This is a genomic window from Paenibacillus lignilyticus (assembly GCF_017942085.1).
Classification (GTDB): Bacteria; Bacillota; Bacilli; order Paenibacillales; family Paenibacillaceae; genus Paenibacillus_Z; species Paenibacillus_Z lignilyticus.
In genome coordinates, this window is record NZ_JAGKSP010000009.1 from 226,832 (window position 1) to 249,101 (window position 22,270).

Sequence of the window (22,270 nt, forward strand, 5' to 3'; positions counted from 1 at the left end):
CCAAGGATTATTATGAAAGTCTGAACATCTTATGTAGAAATCCTTTGACACCGCTAATCGCGGCGGCAGGAGGTTGAGGAACGTCAACGAATCGTTTCGCAATTTCCAAGATCGACTTCGACGCATCAGAACCCGGATAGGCAATTGCAAAAGGAACTTGTTTCTTCACAGCCTTTGTTACATTCGGATCATCCGGTAAAATGCCCAGCACCGGCAGTTCAATATTTAGAAAACGCTGTGCCACAAGACCGATTTTGTCTGCGGTCGCGTTGCCTTCCTTGGTATCGATTGCGCGATTCACAATCAGTTTAAATTTAACGTCATGCTCCATTGCCGTGACCATCTTAATGAGTGCGTACGCATCCGTAATCGAGGTCGGTTCAGGTGTCGTGACGACGATGGTTTCCTGGGCAGCGGTTATGAATTTGACCGTTTCCTTCGAAAGTCCCGCCCCGGTATCAAACAATATAAAATCGTATTGACCATGAAGCCTGCTAATTTGTTCAGCGAAATAATTGAGCTGCTCCGCCGATAAATCAAGGAGATCTTTAAAGCCTGATCCGCCCGCAATAAAATGTACGCCTTGCGGGCCTTCTTGGATAATCTCCCAAATCGTTTTCTCTTGTTTCAAGAGATGATAGAGGTTATAAGGGGACGAAACGCCCATTAACACATCGATATTCGCCATTCCGATATCGGCATCGAAGATCAGAACCTTCTGCCCGATCCGCTGCAATGCAAGCGAGAAATTCAGACTAAAGTTGGATTTGCCAACGCCGCCTTTGCCGCTTGTCACCGTAATCACCTTTGTCGTTCGTCCTTCATTCTTCAGTTCTTGGTTGCGCACTAAATTTCGCAGTGCTTCCGCTTGGTCAGTCATCATTGGGACTCCCCCAACAATTGCGAAACGTAAGTCGATACCTTGAAAGTCGTAATATCATCAGGAACCGTTTGCCCGTAAGCTATGTAAGTAGGACGAAGACCTTGTTCCATGGCCAAATTGAGAATGGCGCCGCATGCGTTCGTCTCATCCTGTTTGGTATAGAGCACGCGATCAATACCGTATTTCGCAAAATTCTCAGCCACGCTCGACATATCGGCAAACTTGCTCGTTAGACTGAGCACTAGGAACGTTTCAGATCGTCTGTCGGATTGGAGCAAGCTGTTCACTTCAGATACATAAAGCTCGTTGCGAAAGTTCCGACCTGCCGTATCCATGAATATGAGCTCGCGATCTTCCAGCTGCTTGAAAGCTCTGGCAACCTCCGATGGCGAGAATACAACCTCAAGAGGAACATTCAGTATCGTAGCGTACGTTCTCAGTTGATCGACAGCGGCGATCCGATAGGTGTCCGAGGTGATGAAACCAACCTTACGACCAGACTTCAACGTTTGCTCTGCGGCCAGTTTAGCAATAGAAGTCGTCTTCCCTACTCCCGTTGGCCCTACGAAATGGATAACCTGTGTATCCCTTCCAATGACGCTGGCTTCAAAGTCCTTAAGCCATTCCAGCAGAAGCTGTTCGGCGATTCGCCATACAGTCAATCGATCAACTGCAGTGGGTTGCGTCGATAGATCGGCAACTTCTAGCTTCTCTTCGATTTCATCTATTAATTTGTCGATCAACTTCTGGCTGACTTCTTGTTCCAGCAGCCGTTCCTGTAAAACTTGCAATGCCTCAGGCCTTGTTTCCAGCTTCTGCTGCTTCGACATTCTGACAATCCACTGCTTCATATCACGGATTTCCGCAATCAATTCCTCTTCCGTCAATCGAGGCTTTCGATTCTCTTCGCCGGATTGCTGCTGTTGTACAGCCATTCTGGCTTCATAAGTAGCAGCCGGAGAAACGCGAGCTGCCTCAGGCACCTCAGGAACTAAATGAACGGCTGCATCCTGTCTGGTTGGTTTTTCTTTCGTGACTTGTTGTTCTGCAACTGCCGTTGACGCCATAGAAGCAATCGAAGCCATCATGGACGGAGACACCGCTGGCTGTTTAGCCGGTTGAGGACGAGGAGGCGACTTAGGTGTAGGCGCTGATTTGCTTCCCGCCTCTATGGCTGCAATGACCTCGGTTTTCTTCTTGCCGAACATGCCAAGAAACCCGCCAACGCGAATCTCTTTCGTATTTAAAATAATGGCGTCTACACCAAGCTCATTGCGAATCATCGGCAGCGCTTCGGGTAATGCATTGACCACATAACGCTTTACCTTCATAGATTCACCACTCCAATGCTTTGTACTTCAATACTCGGCTCGAGCTCGCTATAAGAAAGAACAGGAACATCCTGCATCGTGCGTTCCACGATTTGTCTTAAATACATGCGAATGGTAGGCGATGCGAGCACGATCGGCTGATTGCCGGATTGAATCTGTTTATTTACCTGCTCATTCAACTTCTGGTATATGGTTTGAGTTGAAACGGGGTCAAGAGCCAAATAACTTCCTTGATCCGAGCTTTGAACCGATTCTGCTATCTTCTTCTCCAGAGTCGGCCCTACGGTTATTACGCGAAGCGTGTCCCCATTATGGGAGAACTGCTGTGTAATTTGTCGCGATAAGGCCTGACGAACATACTCGGTCAAAATATCCGTATCCTTCGTATAGGTTCCATGATCCGCAAGCGCTTCGAAGATCGTCACCATATCGCGTATGGATACTTTCTCGCGCAGCAGCTTGGACAGAACCTTCTGGATTTCTCCGACGTTGAGTATAGACGGAATGAGTTCGTCCACCAACGCAGGGTAGGAATCTTTGACATTGTCCACAAGTGCTTTCGTTTCTTGGCGGCCGATCAGCTCATGCGCATGACGTTTAATTAGTTCTGTCAAATGAGTGGCTACAACGGACGGAGGATCCACGACGGTATAGCCCGTCAATTCAGCTCTCTCTTTGGTTGCCTCATCAATCCAGATAGCCGGTAAACCGAATGCCGGCTCCACGGTCTCGATACCGATAACCGATTCATCATCATAGCCGGGACTCATTGCAAGATAGTGATTGAGCAGCAGCTCTCCGCGAGCTACCGTATTCCCTTTAATCTTAATTATGTATTCATTCGGTTTAAGCTGAATATTGTCTCGAATTCGGATGACCGGAACGACAAGTCCAAGTTCAAGCGCACATTGCCGACGAATCATAATAATCCGATCCAGCAAATCGCCTCCCTGCTGCGTATCGGCAAGTGGGATCAAGCCATACCCAAATTCAAATTCAATCGGATCCACTTGCAGCAAGCTGATAACACTTTCAGGGCTCCGAACCTCTTCAATTTCCTGTTCTTCCACAAGAAGCTCTTGTGCCTCCTGTTCCTTCGTGAGCGATTTTTGCATCCGATAGGCACCATACGAAATAATGGCTGCAAAAGGTAATGTGGCTATCGGCCCGATAGGCGTTCCAACTCCGAGCAGGGTGATTGTCCCTGCTACGATGTAGAGCAGTTTCGGATAACGAAACAGCTGTGAAGTCACATCATGAGCCAAGTTACCGTCAGATGCAGCGCGGGTCACGATTAAGCCTGTTGCCGTCGAAATCAATAGGGCAGGAATTTGACTGACCAGTCCGTCACCAATCGTTAGAACGGAGAACGTATGTAAAGAATCAGAAAAACTCATGCCATGAATCGACATCCCGATTACAAATCCGCCAAGTAGGTTAATAATTAGTATGATGATGGATGCAATGGCATCCCCTTTAACAAATTTGCTCGCACCATCCATCGATCCGTAGAAATCAGCTTCGCGTTCGATTTTCTGACGGCGCTCTCTTGCTTGGACTTCGTTAATAAGGCCGGCATTCAAGTCGGCGTCGATGCTCATCTGTTTACCTGGCATGGCATCCAAGGTAAACCTTGCGGCAACCTCTGCGACGCGTTCCGAGCCTTTAGTAATAACTAGGAACTGAACAACAACTAGAATTAAGAACACAACGAAACCAATTGCAATTTGACCGCCGGCCACCCAGTTGCCGAAAGTCGCAACTACCTTACCGGCATGGGCATGCTGAAGAATGTTTCGCGTTGTTGAAACGTTTAGTGCTAAACGAAACAAGGTTGTAATGAGCAGCAATGCCGGAAATATGGAAAATTCCAAAGCATCCTGCGTATTCATTGCGATTAGCAAAATCATAAGCGCAACTGAAATGTTGACTATTAGGAGCACGTCAAGCAAAGCCGGTGGAATCGGAATGACCATCATAAGAACGATGCCGATGATCCCGATTAGTATGGTCAGGTCTCTAGCCTTCATGACGTTCCCTCCTCCATAGTTAAATGTAGATGATTACACTTTCTTTTTGAGCTTATATACATATGCCAGTACTTCCGCCACAGCCTGGAATAGGTCAACGGGAACCGAATCGCCGATTTCCGTTCGATCGTATAACGCTCTGGCAAGCGGCCTGTTTTCCATCATGATTACGCCGTGTTCCTTTGCCACTTCTTTAATGCGAAGGGCCACAAAATCCATCCCCTTTGCGATTACTTTAGGGGCATCCATCTTCGAGCCTTCATATTGAATGGCGATCGCGAAGTGGGTTGGGTTTGTGATGACGACGTCAGCCTTAGGTACATCCTGCATCATTCGCTGCAGAGCCATCCGGCGCTGCCGTTCTCGAATTTTGCCTTTAATGAGCGGATCACCTTCGGATTTCTTATATTCGTCCTTGATGTCCTGCTTCGACATTTTCAAGCTCTTCTCGTGTTCATATCGCTTGTACATGTAATCGAATAGTGCCAATACAGCAAGAATTGCACCAATATATAAGCCGAGCTTAATCGTGGTTCTCGCAATGAAACTAAATGTTTCGCTAATTGAAACGGTTGCAAGCTGCATAATGACATCCAGCTCACCCCATAGAATCCAATAAACCATGAATCCAATGAGAAGCAGCTTCAAAATATTTTTCACAAACTCGACTACGGAATGCATGGAGAAAATTTGTTTAACCCCTTTTAAGGGGCTGATTTTACTGAATTTCATCATGAGCGGCTCACCGGTGAACATAATTCCGATCTGTGCGTAATTGCCCAAAATCGCAATGAGTACGGTGATTGCAAATATAGGCGCCAATAACATCAAGCACTGCATCATGAGATCAGAAAACAAGGTTACGATGTTTTCCGTCGTCACTTGCATCAATAGCTTCTGCTCTAATATCAGTCCAAATATGCGCATCAGTCGAACCTTGTAGTAATCGCCCATCATGATAAAACTCAGAAAGATAAAGAATAGAATAAGTGCGGCCGGAATCTCCTGGCTTTTGGCCGTTTGGCCTTTCTTACGGGCATCTTGCCTTTTTTTCGGTGTTGCACGCTCTGTTTTTTCACCATTGAACATTTGTAAGTCGAGCGTCCAACGATACTTAACCATAATTACTGCCCTCCTACCTAAGCTGCAGGACCTTGTAAAATGTCGAATAGCTTCCGCATGGCAGTGAACATCTGTTCAAACAAGTGCTCATACAGGATGACGAGACCTGGCATCATTACGGCCAACATGAGAAAGCCGACTAAAATTTTAATCGGGATCCCGATTACAAACACATTGTACTGAGGCGCTGTTCGCGCAAGAAAACCAAGCCCAACGTCCGTCAAGAACATCGCAACAACCAGGGGTGCTGACATCTGAACGGCAAGCAGAAACGTCTGCCCAAACATGCCTGTCAAGTAACTGGTTACGCTCCCGCTACTAACGTGAGCAAACAGCGTATTTGTTAATGGAATCCATTCATAACTTTGTAGTAAAGCGGAAAGCAAGTAATGATGTCCATTTATCGATAAGAAAACGAGGGTTGCGATCATCCCTTTGAAGTTACCCATAAGCGGTGCGGAAACACCTGTCATGGGGTCAATAATGTTAGCCATACCAAAGCCCATTTGCATATCAATCAAGCTGCCTGCCGTATTTACAATGGTAAAAAACAGATAAGCTGCAAATCCGAGCAAGGCGCCAGCCAAAATCTCTCGAATAATCGCTAGTACATAATCAGCATCGGGGACGATCGTTTGTTTGAGGCCATAAGTTAAAAAAACGAGCAACGAGATAAAAAAAGAGAATCCCAATTTAAACGTATTCGGCACATTTCGAGTCGAAAAGATCGGCGCCACGACGAAAAACGCTGTAATTCGACAAAAAATAAGCAAAAAAATAGGGAATCCTTGAAGAAACAACTCCATCGATCCACAGCCTATCCGATGTATTTATACAAGTTATTCAGCAGGTTGTAAGTGAAATCGACCAACGTATTCAATATCCACGGCCCGAATAACAAGATGGAAAGCAGCACCGCCGCCACCTTAGGAACGAATGCCAGCGTCTGCTCCTGAATCTGCGTAGTAGCTTGGAAAATACTAACGATCAGTCCTACTACAAGTCCGATTAAGAGCATTGGCGCACTGGCTTTCAGTACCGTATACACAGCCTGTCCAGCTAAGGCGATGATGAAGTCAGTACTCATGCATGGACTCCTTCCTGACAGAACCTACGGATTAAAGCTTAACAGCAACGACTTGACGATCAGATACCAGCCATCTACCAGAACGAACAGTAAAATTTTAAAAGGCAGCGAGATCATAACCGGCGGAAGCATCATCATCCCCATCGCCATGAGCGTACTGGCGACCACCATGTCTATGATTAGAAACGGAATGAATATCATGAATCCCATCTGAAAAGAAGTGCGAAGCTCGCTTAGTGCGTAAGCCGGAACCATAATCGTAATCGGAACATCCTCAACGGACTTCGGCTTCTCTGTCTTCGTATATTTCAAAAATAAAAGCAAATCCTTATCTCTCGTTTGCTTCATCATGAAGCGCTTCATCGGTACAGCGGCTTTGTTAAGCGCTTCGGTTTGTGTCAATTCGCCTTTGAGATAAGGCTGAAGAGCCACTTGATTCACTGAACTTAAAGTTGGCGCCATGATGAAGAAAGTGAGAAACATTGCAAGTCCAATCAATACTTGATTCGGAGGCATTTGCTGCGTTCCGAGTGAGGTTCGGACGAATCCCAGTACGATTACGATTCTAGTGAAACTGGTCATTAATACGAGAATGGCCGGAGCTACACTTAAAACGGTTATCATCAGTAACAGGGAAAGCGCGCTCGTTCCAGGTGTTTCACTGCCGCTGTCTCCGATACTTACGCTGACATTGGGCAGCGGCTCTGCGAAGGCATGCGCGTGAAACAACAAGGTGAACAGTTGTATAGCAGTAACCGCCAGTAATAGTTTTTTGTTCATTCGTCCAACAACCGATCATTTTGATTTCGCTCTTTTAGCAGCTCTTCTACCTTCTGCTTCTGATCCGACTGGCGCATCATCCCGTTATTGAGCAGCTCCTTGAAAGAAGTCGCAGCTTGCCAAGGTTCGCTCGTAGGCTCGTCCGCCTTGTTGGTTTTACGGAATCGACCGATGAAATCCATCAAATTCGGTGTGTTCCAAGTACGGCCGTTCTGCTGTTCAATCGCTTCCAATATAGCCGCTGCGGTTTCGGGATCATCGATTTTATCGAGAAGGGTGATATCTTCGCCAACGCCTACAACGTAAACTCTGCCGGAGAGCTCCACCACTTGCAGCGATTTATTCTGACCAAGCGGTATGCCTCCAAGCGATCGAAGCGCCCGATTGGTCCCCCATCCGCGATTGCGGCTGGAAAGCCATTTCATAACGAGAATGATTAATCCGACGACCAGCATGAGCGCAATGATGACCCAGATGTAGTACCCGATACTCGTTCCGATTACCGGTTTATCCTCATCACCGCTTATCTCAGCTGACGCAAGACTTGCTGTCAAAAGCCAGCCGGAGACAGCCATAGCAGCAAGTCGAACACCTTTTAAAAACCTCATTCTATTAACCTAGCGTTTTCTTGATCGCTTCAATTACGCGGTCAGCCTGGAAAGGTTTTACGATAAAGTCTTTTGCGCCGGCTTGAATGGCATCGATAACCATTGCTTGTTGTCCCATAGCGGAACACATAATTACTTTTGCGTTGCCATCCAGCTTCTTGATTTCTTTCAGTGCAACGATACCGTCCATCTCAGGCATTGTAATATCCATGGTGATTAGATCCGGTTTCAATTCTTTGTATTTCTCAATTGCTTGCGCGCCATCTTGCGCTTCCCCTACTACTTCGTATCCGTTCTTTGTAAGTATGTCGCGGATCATCATTCTCATAAATGCTGCGTCGTCTACGATTAAAATGCGATTTGCCATCGTTTCTTCCCCCTAAGGTGTTATTGTAATTTTTGGATACGGTCCCATTGGCTTACGATATCTGTGACACGAACACCGAAGTTCTCATCGATAACAACGACCTCGCCTTTGGCGATCAATTTGTTATTGACCAAAATATCAACCGGTTCCCCTGCCAGCTTGTCCAGCTCAATGATTGATCCCTGCGACAATTCAAGAATATCCTTGATTTGCTTCTGAGTTCTCCCTAATTCTACTGTGACCTTTAGCGGTATGTCGAGTAATAAATTTAAATTCGAATCATCTGCTTGCACGTACGGAGCGCCTTGGAAATTAGCAAATTGTACCGGCTGAACGTTCACGTTGCGGTTCGGTGCGGCACCATAAGTTTGAGGCCCCACCGGAGCTGCTGCATACTGCGGCATCGGCGGCTGCATGTAAGCGGCCGGAGGCGGCATATGAGCTGCAGGCGCTTCCGGTATATAGGCCGGAGGCGGTGTATGTACAGGTGCCGGCGCAGGCGCAGGTGCAGCTGCTACAGGCGCATATACTGGCGCCGGAGCCGGAGCTGGTGCAGGTGTCGGTTCAGATGAAGTTCCGCCCATCAGCGTATCTACCATCTCTTTCGCAAACGAAATCGGCAGCAGCTGCATAATGGTAGAATCAATCAAGTCGCCGATCGCCAAGCGGAACGACACTTTAATGAAGAGATCGTCCGGCGGAAGCTTCTCCACGCCTGAACCACTGTGAATATCCAAAATATCAATACCTGGCGGCGAGATGTTAACAAAACGGTTGAAGATAGTAGACATGGATGTAGCTGATGAGCCCATCATCTGATTCATCGCTTCTTGAACAGCACTGATGTGGATCTCATTCAGCTCTGATCCAAGCAGCTTTCCTTCGCCGCCAAGCATTAAATCCGCAATGGTCTGCGCATCTTTTGTTTTAATAACGAGAGAGTTGATCCCTTGGAAACCATCGACATAGCTAACAGATACGGCTACATGCGGCTTCGGAAATTCATTATCAAGCTCACTGCGTCTGATTAATGATACTTTTGGAGTTGTAATATCTACTTTTCTGCCAAGCAGCGTCGAAAGAGCGGTGGCTGCACTCCCGAATGTGATATTACCGATTTCTCCAAGTGCATCCTGCTCGATAGAGCTTAGGTAATTATTTAGTTCCTGCTCCCGGTTAAACGACTCCGGCATCTCGGGCTCATCGGAAGTCTGACGCAGCAAGGCATCGATTTCTTCTTGTGATAAGTAATCTTTACTCGTCATACTCTTCTTCCACTCCTTCAGTGAGGATTTGATCAATTTGAACGGCCATACGATCTTTAACCGATCCCGGACTGCCGATAAATTTCAGCTTATCCCCAACTTTAATATCAAGCCCTTGATCTATCGGTTTGCTGAGCGATATCACATCGCCGACAGTAAGTCCCAGAAACTCGCGAATCGAAATACTAGAGTTGCCAAGCTCGCAGACGATCGGCAGCTTCGCTTTCGTTACGCGCTGTTTCAGGACCTCAACTTCCTCGGGTGCCCTTGTCTTCTTCTGCGACACAAACCAATGGTGCACGGATAGCCTTGGCATGATTGGCTCGATAACGACGTGCGGGATACATAAGTTAATCATCCCGGTCGTATCACCAATCTTCGTGCTGAGCGATATCAGTGCGATGGTTTCGTTCGGTGACACGATCTGCATAAACTGCGGATTCGTCTCTAATGCTTCCATCCGCGGCGAAATATCAATGATCGTTTTCCAAGCCTCTTGTAAGCTCTCAAATGCTCTGCTGAAGATTCGTTCCATAATGTTCGTTTCGATTTCAGTCAGTGCGTTGATTTTGGAAGGCGCCAATCCTTGCCCGCCTAACAATCGATCCAGCATCGCATAAGCAACGTTCGGATGAACCTCAAGCACCATTCTGCCTTCTAAAGGCTCCGCCTCGAAAATATTTAGGATCGTCATCTTGGGAATGGAGCGGATAAACTCGTCATAAGGCAGCTGTTCTACTTGAACGACACTTATTTGTACAAACGTACGAAGCTGTGCTGAGAAATAGGTGGTCAAGTATCGCGCGAAGTTTTCGTGTATCCGAGTTAAGCTTCGGATATGATCCTTCGAGAAACGGACCGCACGTTTGAATTCATAGACACGAATTTTCTTCTGCGTTTCTTCCTTTTTTAATTCCTCTGCGTCCATTTCACCGGATGATAAAGCAGCGAGCAACGCATCAATCTCGTTCTGCGACAGAACATCAACCAATTATTTCACCCCCTTCAAGGAATGCGTCATGTTTCAACCTAATGACTACAGCGTCGTCACGATAAAGTTCGTTACTTGTACCTTAATGAGTTTGCCTTCCGGCAGCTCCTGATTGATTAAATTCAGCAGCTTGGCACATAGCTCATCTTTACCTGCAGAACCTTTAACTTCATCAGGCTTCATATCGGACAATGTACGAATAATGATAGGTTTGATTTGGATATCTTTAATTTTATCGAAATCTTCTTTCGTCGATTTCTCATCTAATTGAAAAGCAAGCCCTAGTACCGCGATGTATTCCGGGTCGGCCAGGTTTGTTTTAATATCCGTAATTTCACTGGTTAATTTCACCCGTTCATCCGCAGTCAGCTTGACCACCTTTACGGCTTCTGCATTATTAGCCGCTTTGCCAACAGCGTCCTTCGAATCGTCCCCACCCATTAAGGAGTTGAACAAAATAACAGCTACGATAGCAATTAATGTGATCGCTAGTAAAATGGTAATCAGCCAGGGCAGCATTTTTTTCATGTCGAGGGTCCCTCCGAATGTTCACTCTTTATGGTAGCCGCATAGACGCCTATACTGCGAAGATACGACTGTATGGAGGCAATAACTTCATCGGCCTTATTCAATACCAATATTTTTTTTCCTGTAGTTAAGGTAATCAAGGTATCCGGTGTTTCTTCAACTTGCTCGACAAGGAGCGCGTTAATATGTAATGTCTTTCCGTTCAAACGCTTTACCGCGATCATGAACTTCCTCCTTAAACCAGCAGGGAGGCAGGTTGGCCTCCCCTTCGGTTATTCACCTAGTGTTTCAAATTAACAACCTCTTGCAGAATCTCATCTGAAGTTGTAATAATCCGCGAGTTAGCTTGGAATCCACGTTGCGCAACGATCATTTCGGTAAATTCAGATGTCAAATCGACATTCGACATCTCCAATTGACCGGCAATGATTGCGCCGGTACCTGCCTCAGCGTCACCTGCTGTTGTCATGACCACTTCGCCGTCAACATTCGCATTTGGCGTCATTCGGTAAAGGTTGCCTCCGATTTTCTCAAGTCCGTTCGGATTCGTCACTTTCACGACGCCCAGCTGGAAACCTGATGGTTGGCTTTGACCGTCTGCACCGACTGAGATGATCGAGCCGTCTTGTGAAATGGTGAAGGATTTAACCTCGGCCGGATCCAGAACGATCGGTCCGCCGTTAGAATCTAATACAAACATGCCGTCGCCATTAACGAGTTGGCCTGCTGCATCGAGAGTGAAGTTACCTGCACGAGTCAGATAAGGAGCTTCAGCACCGTCTGCCGATGGGGAAACCGCGAAGAATCCATCGCCATCGATTCGAACGTCCGTAGGAACGTTGGTGGTCATTGCACTACCAGGTGTATGGATCGTGTCAATCGAAGCAATGGCAACGCCAAGTCCCACCTGCTTCGCATTGACGCCTCCGGTTGTTCCTTCTTCAGGACGCGTTACACCGGAAACCGTTTGGCTTAGAATATCTTTGAACATAACGCGGCCTGCTTTAAATCCTACCGTATTTACGTTCGCGATATTGTTGCCGATGACGTCAAGCTTCGTTTGAAAACCGCGCATGCCTGAAACGCCGGAGTACATAGATCTTAACATGAATTGTCAGCCTCCTAGTGGTGTATGTACAGTTAATCTGCCTTGCGAAGAAGTCTTTCGTATGAGTCGCTTCAGTCGATCCACGACTCTTCGGCTTCCAATAAGAAGGTCCAGCCGATTAAGAAACAATGACTGCACTGTCGATTTGAGTAAATACATTGCCTTGGAGAGAGTTACCGTCCAATGCAGTGATGACAGTACGACTTGGAACATTGACAATCATCGCGATGTCCCGATAAACGACCAGCGAATCCTTCGCACCTTTTGCTGCAGCCTGATCGATGGCGCTCACGATTTTGGAAATCGTTTCGGGTTTGAACGTGATACCGCGCTGCGCCATGCGTAACTCGGCGTGATTGCTGAACTTAAGCACATTGCGATCCAGCACTTCTTTGAATGACGCTGTACCGGCTGCCATGCTCTCCTGCTGGTTCGGTTTACGAAGCTGACTATTACCGGATAACCGTAAATGGCCAATCTTCAAAATATCATCCATTGGCATCTGCACCGCCTTGATCAGCGATCGATACGATGTCATCCAGCTTAATATCTTTATCTCCGATTCTTGCATATTGCGCTTTATCTTTAATAATGATGGAATCTACGTTTCCGGTTACCGGAATCATCTCACCGGTATCGGCGTATTCATACCACTGAACTTCTTTACCGATCATACTTGATGCCATTCCCAGGTTTTGACGGAGCATCGTTAACTGATCTGACATGTTAACCAATTGCTCAACAGAAGAGAATTGCGCCATTTGCGCGATAAAATCCTTATCCTGCAAAGGCTGCATGGGATCTTGGTTCTGCAGCTGCGTTACAAGAATCCGAAGGAAATCATCTTTGCCCAGGGAGGTGTCCGCTTTCTTCTCAGCTGCTGCTTGCACATTGCTCGCACTGTAATAAGGCCAGACGTTGCGGGTTGAAATATTATCACCGGACATTTTTCTCGTCACCTCCGATCTATAGGTTCATCGTTATCATTCATAACCTTGAATGGGTTATGCTCGCGTATGAATACCTCGGCCTAAGCCCAGATCACGGTCAACCGCTTGTTCCACTGTCACTTCTTCCAGACCGGCATCAAAATCGATTTCTCCGACTGCCTCATCGCCGGATTGACGTTTGGACGTTCCTTGGTCTCTTCCGCTGTGACCTTGTCGGTCTTGGAACATGTTCGGCAATACAGGCGCTTGCGTTACCTCAAGCTTCTCTACTTGCATCCCCTGCGATAAAAGAGCGGAACGAAGCTGTGCCATTTGATTCTCCAGCATATCTTTAGCAAGTACTGTGTCCGTCACGAACTGTGCAGTCAGAGTGCCGTTATGCATCGAGATGTTCACATTAACTTGACCGAGATGCTCAGGGAATAAAGTCAATTGCGCGTTGGACATGCCATTGCTTGCCGTTACATTAAATTGGCTCACAACCATTTTTTGAATCGTTGAAGCAAATTGTTGAATCGGAACCGGTTGATCAACCAACTGCTTCGCTGCTGCCATCGTTTGGCGCTGCAATTCTTGATTGCCGGCTAGCAGGGCTAAATTAATACTGCTTGGCTCAGAAAGCGACTGTAACGGTTCAACTTCGACTTGTTCGACTGCTTCCGGCTTGACTGCTGCTTTGAATAGCCCTACATGAAGCAATTGGTGCGCCATACGCTGAAGATGATTATTAGTAGCCGGTGCCGTTTGCAAAGCCCGAATGGAATCGATCTCGTTTGCCTGATTGGATGATTGTGCTGCTGAGCTAACTGTCGCCTCCGATTGCTTTCCGTTAATCACTTGCTCAAGCGCAATCAGCTGCTTGCTAACCAAACCATTTTGCTCGCGATCGGCCGCATTTCCCTTTTGCTTTTGCAAGAGAAACCGCAAATCGGATAATGCATCCTGCAAGCCCGCTTTCAATGCCGAGATGGCTTCCAGACCGGCCGACTCTGTGCCAGAAGCATCAGCAGTCGTTTGCCCTGCCTGACCTTGAAGATTGGCTGCTAACGCTTGACCATTATTCAATCCCGCCATAATACTTAGCAATTCGTTGATCCCACCGGCTGAATCGCCTTCGCCTTGTGTACTGTTATCCCCTGTTTGATCCCCTGTAAGCGGAAGCACCGGTTCTGCAGACGGCATGCCGGATAGCATACTTAGTAGATTGTCTAGCTGAGCCAGAGCATCACTCAAGCTGCTTTCCGTTGCCGTTTCAGCCAATTCTTCACTGTCAGCAGCATCAAGCTTCTTTAGAAGCTCTTCAATTGCAGCAAGCAGATCAGCAGCCGAAACGTTGTCGCCGAGCAGAGAGGCTAGCGTATTCACTGGTAATTGGGAAACAACTCCCGTTTCTTTGGAAGGTTGTGCAGGCGTCGAACCGGCTCCATTACCGGCAAGCGTCTGAACCAAGGTCTGGTTAAACTCATTGCCTTCCGTCCCTTTAACTGTCGATGTACCAGATACCGCAGAAGGAGCACTGGCATTAGGTGAAGCATTGGATACTGGCAATTGCATGTTGTTTTTCACCTCCTTTAGCAAACCGTGTTATTTGCCAAGCATGAGTTTAGAAACTAATTGCGCCGTAATATCTTTGTTCAATCCCGACATTTCCGCAATAATTTTGGAGCGTGATGCATCGTCAACGGCGTTTAGAATACGAAGCACTTTACTTGGACTCACATCCGCCATTTTAAGAAGCAACTCTCCGGCACTTGCAGGATCCATGGTCGAGAAAGTTGTATTCAGCTGGGCTTTGCTCAGTACGATCTCTGGTTGCGCAACTGCGGAATCCTGTTTCTTAATTCTGGCTTGCAGCGCGGCGATTTGACGATCCTTAGCTGTCTTCACATCTTTCAGCTTCACGGTAGCTTCGGCAGCTTTCTTCGGATTCATCTTCTCAAGCACCAAAACACGATCATCCGGTTTCATCGCATCCAGCACGAGCACCGCTTCATCCATTTCCATGCTTTCGAGAATTGGAGCCGCTTTGCTAGGCGTAATCTTGCCGTACATGGCTGCAAGCTCATTAATTTTATTTTGGTACTCTGCATCCTCAAGCGCCTTCTTCGTTCCATCTTGCTTGAGCTGCTCAACTTGAGCCTGAAGATCTTTAAGCTGCTGCGACAATCTCGTTTTCTCATCTGCGGCCTTGCTGAGCTCGGTTTCTTTAACCGTCAGCTGCGCCCGCAGCTCGCTGATTTTCGCTGTCGTATTTTCCGCTTTGATTTTGCCTTCATCGACAACAGCAGCATTCTCATCCGTCGCAGGCTCCGGCAGCACTTTATTCAAGAACGGAACGGTATTCCCGATTTCAAGTGCCTTATTTCGCAAGTCGAAATTAAACAGGGTGACCAGTACGCCAAGTAGGATGAGTGTGAACAAGATCGGCGTAACAAAAAACATAAATCGTTCAAACCCGCTGTAGCCTTGCTTTTCCATATCCAAATCCGCCAAAATAAGTCCCTCCCTCGGGTATTGGCTCCCGATTCGCAAAACATCTCAACTGTTAGTGTGCTGCGTACATGAATCGAACAGATGCCATTTCATCCAGCTCATTCTGCTCGATAAGCAACATGTCGGCTTGGAAACGCTGGCGCGCGTTATCCTTCGATTTCTGCCATACCTTCTCGTCTTTCATCCGCTCAGACAGTGCAATCCGCTTCACTTCGACGGCAGCTTCGGCTTTTTGGATATCCATCATTTTCTGTTTAATGCAAATATCCAGATATTCGATGTACTCTTGAATTACCATTAGTTCTGAAAGTGTCACCGCTTGATTGGATGAAAGCTGCAGCCGGTCACTCCATTCGGCTCGGTCCTGATGGAGCTTCAAGAGGGATTGCTCCTCCGTCTGAAGCTCACCGACTACAACGGATAACTGCCATTCTGCTTGCGATTTCTCACTTGTTTTTAAGTCGACGATTTTTTGATAGGCGTAACGAAATCGTGCCATCTAGCTAGTTCATCTCCCATGTGAGGCATGAAATTCGTGAATGAGCCTCTTTTTTGATTCTTCATAGCCAACCTTTTCGGTCGTTTTCTGACGAGTGAAGGACCAGATATTGTCGATAGAATCAATTGCTTGATCAATTTTTTCGTTAGAACCGCGTTGGTACGCCCCAATATTGATCAGATCTTCCGAATCTTTATAAATAGCGAGCAAACGTTTCAGTTCATTCGCTGCGTCTTGCTGCTCTTCGGGCACAATTTCCTTCATGACCCGGCTAATCGATTGAAGTACGTCGATCGCAGGAAAATGACCTTTATGTGCTAAAGCACGGCTGAGCACGATATGTCCGTCCAGTATTCCGCGAACCGCATCGGCAATAGGTTCATTCATATCGTCACCATCTACCAGGACGGTGTAGAATGCTGTAATCGAGCCTCGTTCGCCCGTTCCTGCACGTTCCAGCAGTTTCGGTAAGTTAGCAAACACTGAAGGCGTATACCCTCTTGTTGCAGGAGGTTCGCCGATGGCTAGTCCCACTTCACGAAGTGCCATTGCATAACGTGTTACGGAATCCATCATCAGCATGACATTCAGTCCTCGATCACGAAAATATTCCGCAATGGTCGTGGCGATAAGCGCGCCTTTAATCCGAATTAATGCAGGCTGGTCAGAGGTTGCAACAATGACTACGGAGCGAGCAAGTCCTTCAGGGCCAAGATCCTTCTCCATGAACTCAAGCACTTCCCGACCACGTTCACCGATCAAAGCGATCACGTTGACGTCAGCCGAAGTGTTTCTTGCGACCATACCGAGAAGTGTACTTTTCCCTACACCGGAGCCGGCGAAAATACCGACACGCTGACCTTGACCTACGGTTAACAAGCCATCGATCGCACGGACACCAATGCTGAGAGGATCTTTAACTCTCGGTCTTGAAAGCGGATTGCTCGGCAGATTATGAGTAGAATGATGCGGCATCCGGCTTGAAATATATGATCCGTCCAGCGGCTGTCCGAGACCATCTAACACTTTACCTAACAAGTCAGAACCAACCTGCACGGTTAGAGGCTTGCCGGTACCAACCACATCGCAGCCCGGTCCGATAGACTGGAGCTCGCCAAGCGGCATCAGTATTACCTTGTTATTGCGAAAACCGACGACCTCCGCTTTCAGCGGCTTTGTAGACTTCGCTGGATAGATTAAGCAAACATCGCCGATGCTGGCGTCCGGTCCCTCGGATTCAACGGTTAACCCAATAACCTGTGTGACCTTGCCATTGACGCGAACAGGATCAATAGGACGCAAATGTTCAATGTAGCGATCTACATCCAACCTATTAGTAGTCATCAGCTTCTCCTCGTTCATCCGCTTGGTGCGCTAATTGGATGAGTTCGCGTTTGATTTCCGTCAGCTGCGTATCAATTCGTGCATCGATGCTGCCAAATGAAGAACGGATGACACAACCGAATTCCTTGACCGAAACATCCGGCACAATTTGCAATTCGGCTTGGGAATCAATGACGAGTGACAATTCTTCACGCGCCGCCTGTACGAACGTTAACTGCAGAGGAGAAACGCATAACGTGATAACGCCATGCTCCCTTCGTCGTTCCAGCGACTTGCGAATGATATCCAGTGACCAATTCGGATCAATCGTTAATTGCTTCTGAATGATCTTCTCGGCAATTGCGGTACTGAGCGCAACAACGAATGGTTCCGCTTCTTGAATGATTTGTTCCTTAGTTTCATAAGCAGAATCGAGAATCGCCCTGGCTTCCGTCAGCATCACTTCCCAGTGAGCCTGTACGTCCGCCTCGGCTTGCGCCTTGCCTTCTTGGTAGCCCTGCTGGAAACCTTCGTGATGAATTTGCTCCATCAGCTGTTCGTCCTGCAGACGACGTTCTAACCACCATTGGTCAATTTGGGCATTAGCCTCTGAGTGCATCGTCTCAATCTGCTCGCCTGTCTCTTGAATGCGCTGCTTGGCGAATTGTTCAGCATCGTCGAGGATTTGATCACGCATGGTAAGTGTTTCCGCGCTTGGCCCTGCAGGTTCGCTTTGCTCTTCATCAGGCGCAGGCGTTTGAACATATTTGTTATACCATTCAAGCCGCTTTAAATCTTCTACTGATATGACATGCGAAGATTTGTACAACTTAGACAATGATATCATCCCCTCCACCACGGGCGATGATGATTTCACCGGACTCTTCGAGTCTACGGATCGTTGCTACGATGCGGGTTTGAGCTTCTTCAACGTCACGCAGCCGGACAGGTCCCATATATTCCATTTCTTCCTTGAACGTCTCAGCCATACGCTTGGACATGTTGCGGAAGATCGCTTCTCGAACTTCTTCACTGGCAACTTTAAGCGCAAGCTGCAGATCGGCATTCTCGATATCGCGGATAATACGTTGGATCGAACGGTTATCGATATTGACGATATCTTCGAAAACGAACATTCTTTTCTTGATTTCTTCTGCCAGCTCCGGATCTTGAATCTCAAGCGCGTCCAGGATCGTACGCTCTGTTCCGCGATCGACGCCATTTAATATTTGAACAATTGATTCAATACCACCCGCACTTGTGTAATCTTGAGTAACGGTAGCTGAAAGCTTCTGTTCGAGAATGCGTTCCACTTGCGAAATCACTTCCGGAGAAGTGCTGTCCATCAGCGCTACTCGGCGAGCAACCTCAGCTTGTTTCTCTTGCGGTAACGAAGAAAGAATCTGAGAAGCTTGCTCTGCTTGCAAGTAAGAAAGCACCAATGCGATCGTTTGCGAATTCTCGTTCTGAATGAAGTTGAGAATCTGGCTCGCTTCCGCTTTGCGGGCAAAGTCGAAAGGCCGAACTTGCAATGTCGCGGTTAAGCGGTTGATAACTTCCATCGCCTTGCTTTCGCCGAGCGCCTTCTCTAGAATTTCACGAGCATAGGTAATGCCGCCTTGCGAAATATATTCTTGTGCAACACAGATTTGATGAAAGTCATTTAAAATCGTTTCTTTGTCCAGCGTATCTACTTTGCGAACATTAGCGATTTCCAGCGTCAGCTGTTCAATTTCTTCTTCTCTCAAATGTTTGAAGATTTGAGCGGATACTTCAGGTCCGAGCGAGATTAACAATATTGCCGCTTTCTGTCGACCGCTGAATCCATGCATTCTTGCCACCCTGGCCACCTCTATTCATCAACAAGCCAAGTCCGGAGCAAATTAACAAATTCCTCTGGTTTGCGCTTGGCAAGTGTTTCAAGCTGCTTGCGTACTTGACTTTCGTTTTGGACGGTTTCCAAATCGATTGTAGGATATTCGACTTTCGCCTGATTTGCTGCAAGTTCTTCTGCTTGAGCTGCTTGTTTGCGACGTCTTACAACGACATAACCAAGTCCGCCAATTATAGCAAGCGCTGCAAGTCCGATAGCGGTTAACCAGCCTGTCGATAAGATTGCAGAAGTAGAAGCACTGCCGTTTTCGACAAAAGTTTGCGCCATGATTGAAACCTTTTTGGCCATCAACGCGTCATCATTTACATCTTGACCTGATTCTACTAATTGCGATCGAATCAGAGATGTTAGGAAATTATTAATATCATTTTTCGATTCGTCATTAAGTTTGCTCTTCTCTACGCCGATACTAATAGATAAGTCCTTAATAGCATAGGGTCCTGATTCGATTTGATTATGAATCTTATCAAAATCATAGTTTGTTGTGCGACTGTTCTCTTCAGAGGTGCCGCCGGCGCCTTGATCCGCAGTATATCCGGGAACATCCGTCTCGCCTGTTCCGGCTACGCCGCCGGCTCCGCCTGCTCCGGTTGCGGTTTTGTTATTCTGAGATTCGCTCACTACTATTCCGTTGCCATTATTGTTCTCAAGCGGCCTTACGAGATTTTGATCCGAAACTTTCTTCTCGAAATTAAGCGAACTGGAAACATTGACAACCAGATCTTCCATGCCCACCATCGGTGCCAGGAACGTTTGGATTTTTTGCTTTAGATCATTTTCATATTTCCGCTGCAGCTGGTAATGCGTTTCAATTAAATCTCCGCCGGTGGCTGCGCCTCCGATATCATCCGATGCAAGCAGTTCGCCTTCGGGACTTGAGATCGTAATGTTCTCGATCTTGATATTAGGAATCGAGCTTTTCACCAAATTATAGTAGCCGTCAACTTCTTTCTGACTAGGTCGATAGCCCGGACGGAAAGTCATTGTAATTGCAGCAGAAGACTGTTCTTTCTCTTCTTCTGTCATAAACGGGGATTCATTCGGTATCGTTACGAGAACATTCGATTTCTGAACGCCTTGCATACCGTTAAGCAGCTGCTGAATTTCTCCATTCAAAGCGTTTCTTAATTTCACGTCGAATTCACGATCCGTTGAACCAAACATGGAATTCGTATCATTGAAAATATCAAGCCCGATTGAACCGTTTCGAACAATCCCCTGCGAGCCCGCTTCGATTTTAACCTTTGCGGCATCCGCAGCCGGAACCAGAATGCTCTGTCCGCCGTTTTCAAGCTTGTAAGGAATTTTGCTCGTGTCCAAATATTCCATTACTGCCGCAGCATCCGTACTATCCAAATCGCGAAACGCGACTTCATAACTCACTCTTGAGAAAATCATAGTCAGCAATACAATTGTCAGAACAAGTACGCCTACCGAGGCTCCCAGCCAAATCTTCTGTCTCTTCTCCATTGCATTCCAATATTGAGCAACTTTTGCTCGATACTGGGCAAATTTCTCGTTCACAATTTCACCTCACTGTTATGCTCTAATGCCATTCATGCTGCTATTAGATTTGCATCCGCATTATTTCTTGATAAGCCTCGATCACTTTATTGCGGACTTGTGAGGTGAGCTGCAAGCCGAGTTCTGCCTGCTGTGAGGCAACCATAACTTGCGATATATCCACATTGCCTAGTAAGTATTGATCCGTCATCGTATGTACGTCCTTCTCTTGTGCACTGACACCATCCAATGCGTTCTTCAGGAAATCGCTAAACGATTTCGTCATATCCGAAGCGGAAGCAGTCGGCGCATTTACATCAGTCTTCTCCATACCCGAATCAAATAGTTTAATATTTTGCGATTGCAGCATATTCAATGACAATGGGTTAATCAATGGTATCCCTCCGCTTTATCTCTGTTTATTTACCGATCTCCAGCGCTTTCATATACATCCCTTTCGTTGCGTTCAATGCCGTAACATTGGCTTCGTAAGATCTTGAAGCGGAGATCATGTCTACCATCTCTTTCAGCACGTCGACGTTAGGCATCTTTACATAACCGTTCTCGTCGGCGTCAGGATGGCTCGGATTATAAACCAGCTTCGATGGGGTCTGATCTTCGATGATGCGTGATGCCTTAACACCCGGAGAAGATGCTTTGCCGTTCAACTGTCCGTTTAGTACGTCGGCAAATGATTTCGCATTCGGTTCCAGAACGACCAATTTGCGTTTGTAAGGTTCATAACGACCATTCACAAAATTCGCTCTCGTCGTTTCGGCATTCGCGATATTCGAGGAAATAACGTCCATACGGAGCCGCTGAGCAGTCAAAGCTGATGCACTGGCATCAAATCCGTTGGTTAATCTCATACTCAAGCTCTCCCTTCGATGCCTAATCTCATCATTTTCACTTCATGATTTATCTGTTGAACGTAGTAATTGTAGTTCAATTGATTTTTTGCAAGAAGCGACATTTCTCGATCAATGTCGACATTGTTTATGTCGTTGTTCATTACGCTTGATTCGTCCGTGATGATTCGAGCCCCTGGAACAGCGGATGAAGCGCCGATCGGAATATGACGTGCATTCGTTCTTTTTCCATTAATTTGGAAGTTATTACCGCCCATGCTTTGCTCCAGCAATTGTTCGAAAACAACCTCAGAGCGCTTGAATTTCGGCGTATCTACATTCGCTATATTGTTGGAGATGATGCGTTGGCGCATTTCTGCAGCATTCATAGCACCCTGTAATCGACTGAATTCCGGGCCATTCAACAGGTTCACTGAAAAACCCCACTTTCCATTCTGTGTAATATATTAATTCAACAGAATCCCTCTCATTCCTCCTTCTTTCGACAAAGAATTATTAAAAATATGAGAGAGTTGTGTCGAAGTTTTCCGTCAAGTTAATCTTCCTCACTTTCCTAATTTATTACAATAAGAAAAAAGCCCTATCTTTGTCGAAGATAGGACCTTGAAATGGGATTATTGTACTGGTTTATGAATGAAT

The 22,270-nt window shown here is 46.8% G+C and carries 26 protein-coding genes; all 26 read right to left on the reverse strand.

What is annotated here, in order from left to right; genetic code table 11:
- Window positions 1–10: 10 nt before the first annotated feature.
- Complete coding sequence (locus I8J30_RS21160) at window positions 11–880, reverse strand: MinD/ParA family protein (RefSeq protein ID WP_210661572.1); 870 nt, start codon at window positions 878–880, stop codon at window positions 11–13.
- Window positions 880–2,214, reverse strand: a complete 1,335-nt coding sequence (flhF, locus tag I8J30_RS21165) for a flagellar biosynthesis GTPase FlhF (RefSeq protein WP_210661481.1) — start codon at window positions 2,212–2,214, stop codon at window positions 880–882. Before flhF ends, I8J30_RS21160 begins: the two co-directional genes overlap by 1 nt.
- A complete protein-coding gene (flhA, locus tag I8J30_RS21170; protein ID WP_210661483.1) occupies window positions 2,211–4,244 on the reverse strand; it encodes a flagellar biosynthesis protein FlhA in 2,034 nt (677 codons plus the stop codon). The genes flhF and flhA overlap by 4 nt, the downstream gene beginning before the upstream one ends.
- A gap of 33 nt (window positions 4,245–4,277) precedes the next feature.
- Complete coding sequence (gene flhB, locus I8J30_RS21175; protein WP_210661485.1) at window positions 4,278–5,366, reverse strand: flagellar biosynthesis protein FlhB; 1,089 nt, start codon at window positions 5,364–5,366, stop codon at window positions 4,278–4,280.
- Window positions 5,367–5,383: 17 nt separating this feature from the next.
- On the reverse strand, window positions 5,384–6,172 hold the full coding sequence (gene fliR / locus I8J30_RS21180) for a flagellar biosynthetic protein FliR (protein ID WP_210661487.1): 789 nt from the start codon (window positions 6,170–6,172) through the stop codon (window positions 5,384–5,386).
- A gap of 11 nt (window positions 6,173–6,183) precedes the next feature.
- Window positions 6,184–6,453, reverse strand: coding sequence for a flagellar biosynthesis protein FliQ (fliQ, locus tag I8J30_RS21185; RefSeq protein WP_091218725.1), 270 nt, complete (start codon window positions 6,451–6,453; stop codon window positions 6,184–6,186).
- A 24-nt stretch (window positions 6,454–6,477) separates the two neighbouring features.
- Complete coding sequence (fliP, locus tag I8J30_RS21190; protein WP_091218727.1) at window positions 6,478–7,233, reverse strand: flagellar type III secretion system pore protein FliP; 756 nt, start codon at window positions 7,231–7,233, stop codon at window positions 6,478–6,480.
- Window positions 7,230–7,841: a FliO/MopB family protein gene (locus I8J30_RS21195; protein WP_210661488.1), complete on the reverse strand. Its 612-nt coding sequence runs from the start codon at window positions 7,839–7,841 to the stop codon at window positions 7,230–7,232. Before I8J30_RS21195 ends, fliP begins: the two co-directional genes overlap by 4 nt.
- A gap of 4 nt (window positions 7,842–7,845) precedes the next feature.
- Window positions 7,846–8,208 (reverse strand): response regulator, encoded by a 363-nt coding sequence (locus I8J30_RS21200; RefSeq protein WP_091218732.1) that lies wholly within the window; start codon window positions 8,206–8,208, stop codon window positions 7,846–7,848.
- A gap of 20 nt (window positions 8,209–8,228) precedes the next feature.
- Entirely contained in the window at window positions 8,229–9,473 is a 1,245-nt protein-coding gene (gene fliY / locus I8J30_RS21205; RefSeq protein ID WP_210661490.1) for a flagellar motor switch phosphatase FliY, read from the reverse strand.
- The gene (gene fliM, locus I8J30_RS21210; RefSeq protein ID WP_210661492.1) at window positions 9,463–10,464 is read right to left on the reverse strand and encodes a flagellar motor switch protein FliM; all 1,002 of its coding nucleotides are present in this window, start codon (window positions 10,462–10,464) and stop codon (window positions 9,463–9,465) included. The genes fliY and fliM overlap by 11 nt, the downstream gene beginning before the upstream one ends.
- 45 nt (window positions 10,465–10,509) lie before the next feature.
- Window positions 10,510–10,992, reverse strand: a complete 483-nt coding sequence (locus I8J30_RS21215) for a flagellar basal body-associated FliL family protein (RefSeq protein ID WP_091218739.1) — start codon at window positions 10,990–10,992, stop codon at window positions 10,510–10,512.
- On the reverse strand, window positions 10,989–11,216 hold the full coding sequence (locus I8J30_RS21220; protein ID WP_210661494.1) for a flagellar FlbD family protein: 228 nt from the start codon (window positions 11,214–11,216) through the stop codon (window positions 10,989–10,991). Before I8J30_RS21220 ends, I8J30_RS21215 begins: the two co-directional genes overlap by 4 nt.
- A 56-nt stretch (window positions 11,217–11,272) precedes the next feature.
- On the reverse strand, window positions 11,273–12,100 hold the full coding sequence (gene flgG, locus I8J30_RS21225) for a flagellar basal body rod protein FlgG (protein WP_210661496.1): 828 nt from the start codon (window positions 12,098–12,100) through the stop codon (window positions 11,273–11,275).
- Between the two features lie 118 nt (window positions 12,101–12,218).
- Window positions 12,219–12,596 (reverse strand): TIGR02530 family flagellar biosynthesis protein, encoded by a 378-nt coding sequence (locus tag I8J30_RS21230; protein WP_210661498.1) that lies wholly within the window; start codon window positions 12,594–12,596, stop codon window positions 12,219–12,221.
- Window positions 12,589–13,047 (reverse strand): flagellar hook capping FlgD N-terminal domain-containing protein, encoded by a 459-nt coding sequence (locus I8J30_RS21235; RefSeq protein WP_210661499.1) that lies wholly within the window; start codon window positions 13,045–13,047, stop codon window positions 12,589–12,591. The genes I8J30_RS21230 and I8J30_RS21235 overlap by 8 nt, the downstream gene beginning before the upstream one ends.
- Window positions 13,048–13,104: 57 nt before the next feature.
- Window positions 13,105–14,604: a flagellar hook-length control protein FliK gene (locus tag I8J30_RS21240; protein WP_210661501.1), complete on the reverse strand. Its 1,500-nt coding sequence runs from the start codon at window positions 14,602–14,604 to the stop codon at window positions 13,105–13,107.
- A 30-nt stretch (window positions 14,605–14,634) separates the two neighbouring features.
- On the reverse strand, window positions 14,635–15,543 hold the full coding sequence (locus I8J30_RS21245) for a MotE family protein (protein ID WP_210661503.1): 909 nt from the start codon (window positions 15,541–15,543) through the stop codon (window positions 14,635–14,637).
- A gap of 52 nt (window positions 15,544–15,595) precedes the next feature.
- The gene (gene fliJ, locus I8J30_RS21250) at window positions 15,596–16,042 is read right to left on the reverse strand and encodes a flagellar export protein FliJ (RefSeq protein WP_210661505.1); all 447 of its coding nucleotides are present in this window, start codon (window positions 16,040–16,042) and stop codon (window positions 15,596–15,598) included.
- A gap of 9 nt (window positions 16,043–16,051) precedes the next feature.
- The gene (gene fliI / locus I8J30_RS21255) at window positions 16,052–17,404 is read right to left on the reverse strand and encodes a flagellar protein export ATPase FliI (protein ID WP_420831245.1); all 1,353 of its coding nucleotides are present in this window, start codon (window positions 17,402–17,404) and stop codon (window positions 16,052–16,054) included.
- Entirely contained in the window at window positions 17,376–18,203 is an 828-nt protein-coding gene (locus tag I8J30_RS21260; RefSeq protein WP_210661507.1) for a FliH/SctL family protein, read from the reverse strand. The genes fliI and I8J30_RS21260 overlap by 29 nt, the downstream gene beginning before the upstream one ends.
- Window positions 18,196–19,197, reverse strand: coding sequence for a flagellar motor switch protein FliG (gene fliG, locus I8J30_RS21265; RefSeq protein ID WP_091218765.1), 1,002 nt, complete (start codon window positions 19,195–19,197; stop codon window positions 18,196–18,198). The genes I8J30_RS21260 and fliG overlap by 8 nt, the downstream gene beginning before the upstream one ends.
- Before the next feature lie 20 nt (window positions 19,198–19,217).
- The gene (gene fliF, locus I8J30_RS21270; protein ID WP_210661509.1) at window positions 19,218–20,783 is read right to left on the reverse strand and encodes a flagellar basal-body MS-ring/collar protein FliF; all 1,566 of its coding nucleotides are present in this window, start codon (window positions 20,781–20,783) and stop codon (window positions 19,218–19,220) included.
- A 43-nt stretch (window positions 20,784–20,826) separates the two neighbouring features.
- Entirely contained in the window at window positions 20,827–21,156 is a 330-nt protein-coding gene (gene fliE / locus I8J30_RS21275; protein ID WP_420831246.1) for a flagellar hook-basal body complex protein FliE, read from the reverse strand.
- A 25-nt stretch (window positions 21,157–21,181) separates the two neighbouring features.
- Entirely contained in the window at window positions 21,182–21,631 is a 450-nt protein-coding gene (gene flgC / locus I8J30_RS21280; RefSeq protein WP_091218770.1) for a flagellar basal body rod protein FlgC, read from the reverse strand.
- Window positions 21,632–21,633: 2 nt separating this feature from the next.
- Window positions 21,634–22,044, reverse strand: coding sequence for a flagellar basal body rod protein FlgB (gene flgB / locus I8J30_RS21285; RefSeq protein ID WP_091218773.1), 411 nt, complete (start codon window positions 22,042–22,044; stop codon window positions 21,634–21,636).
- Window positions 22,045–22,270 lie beyond the last annotated feature (226 nt).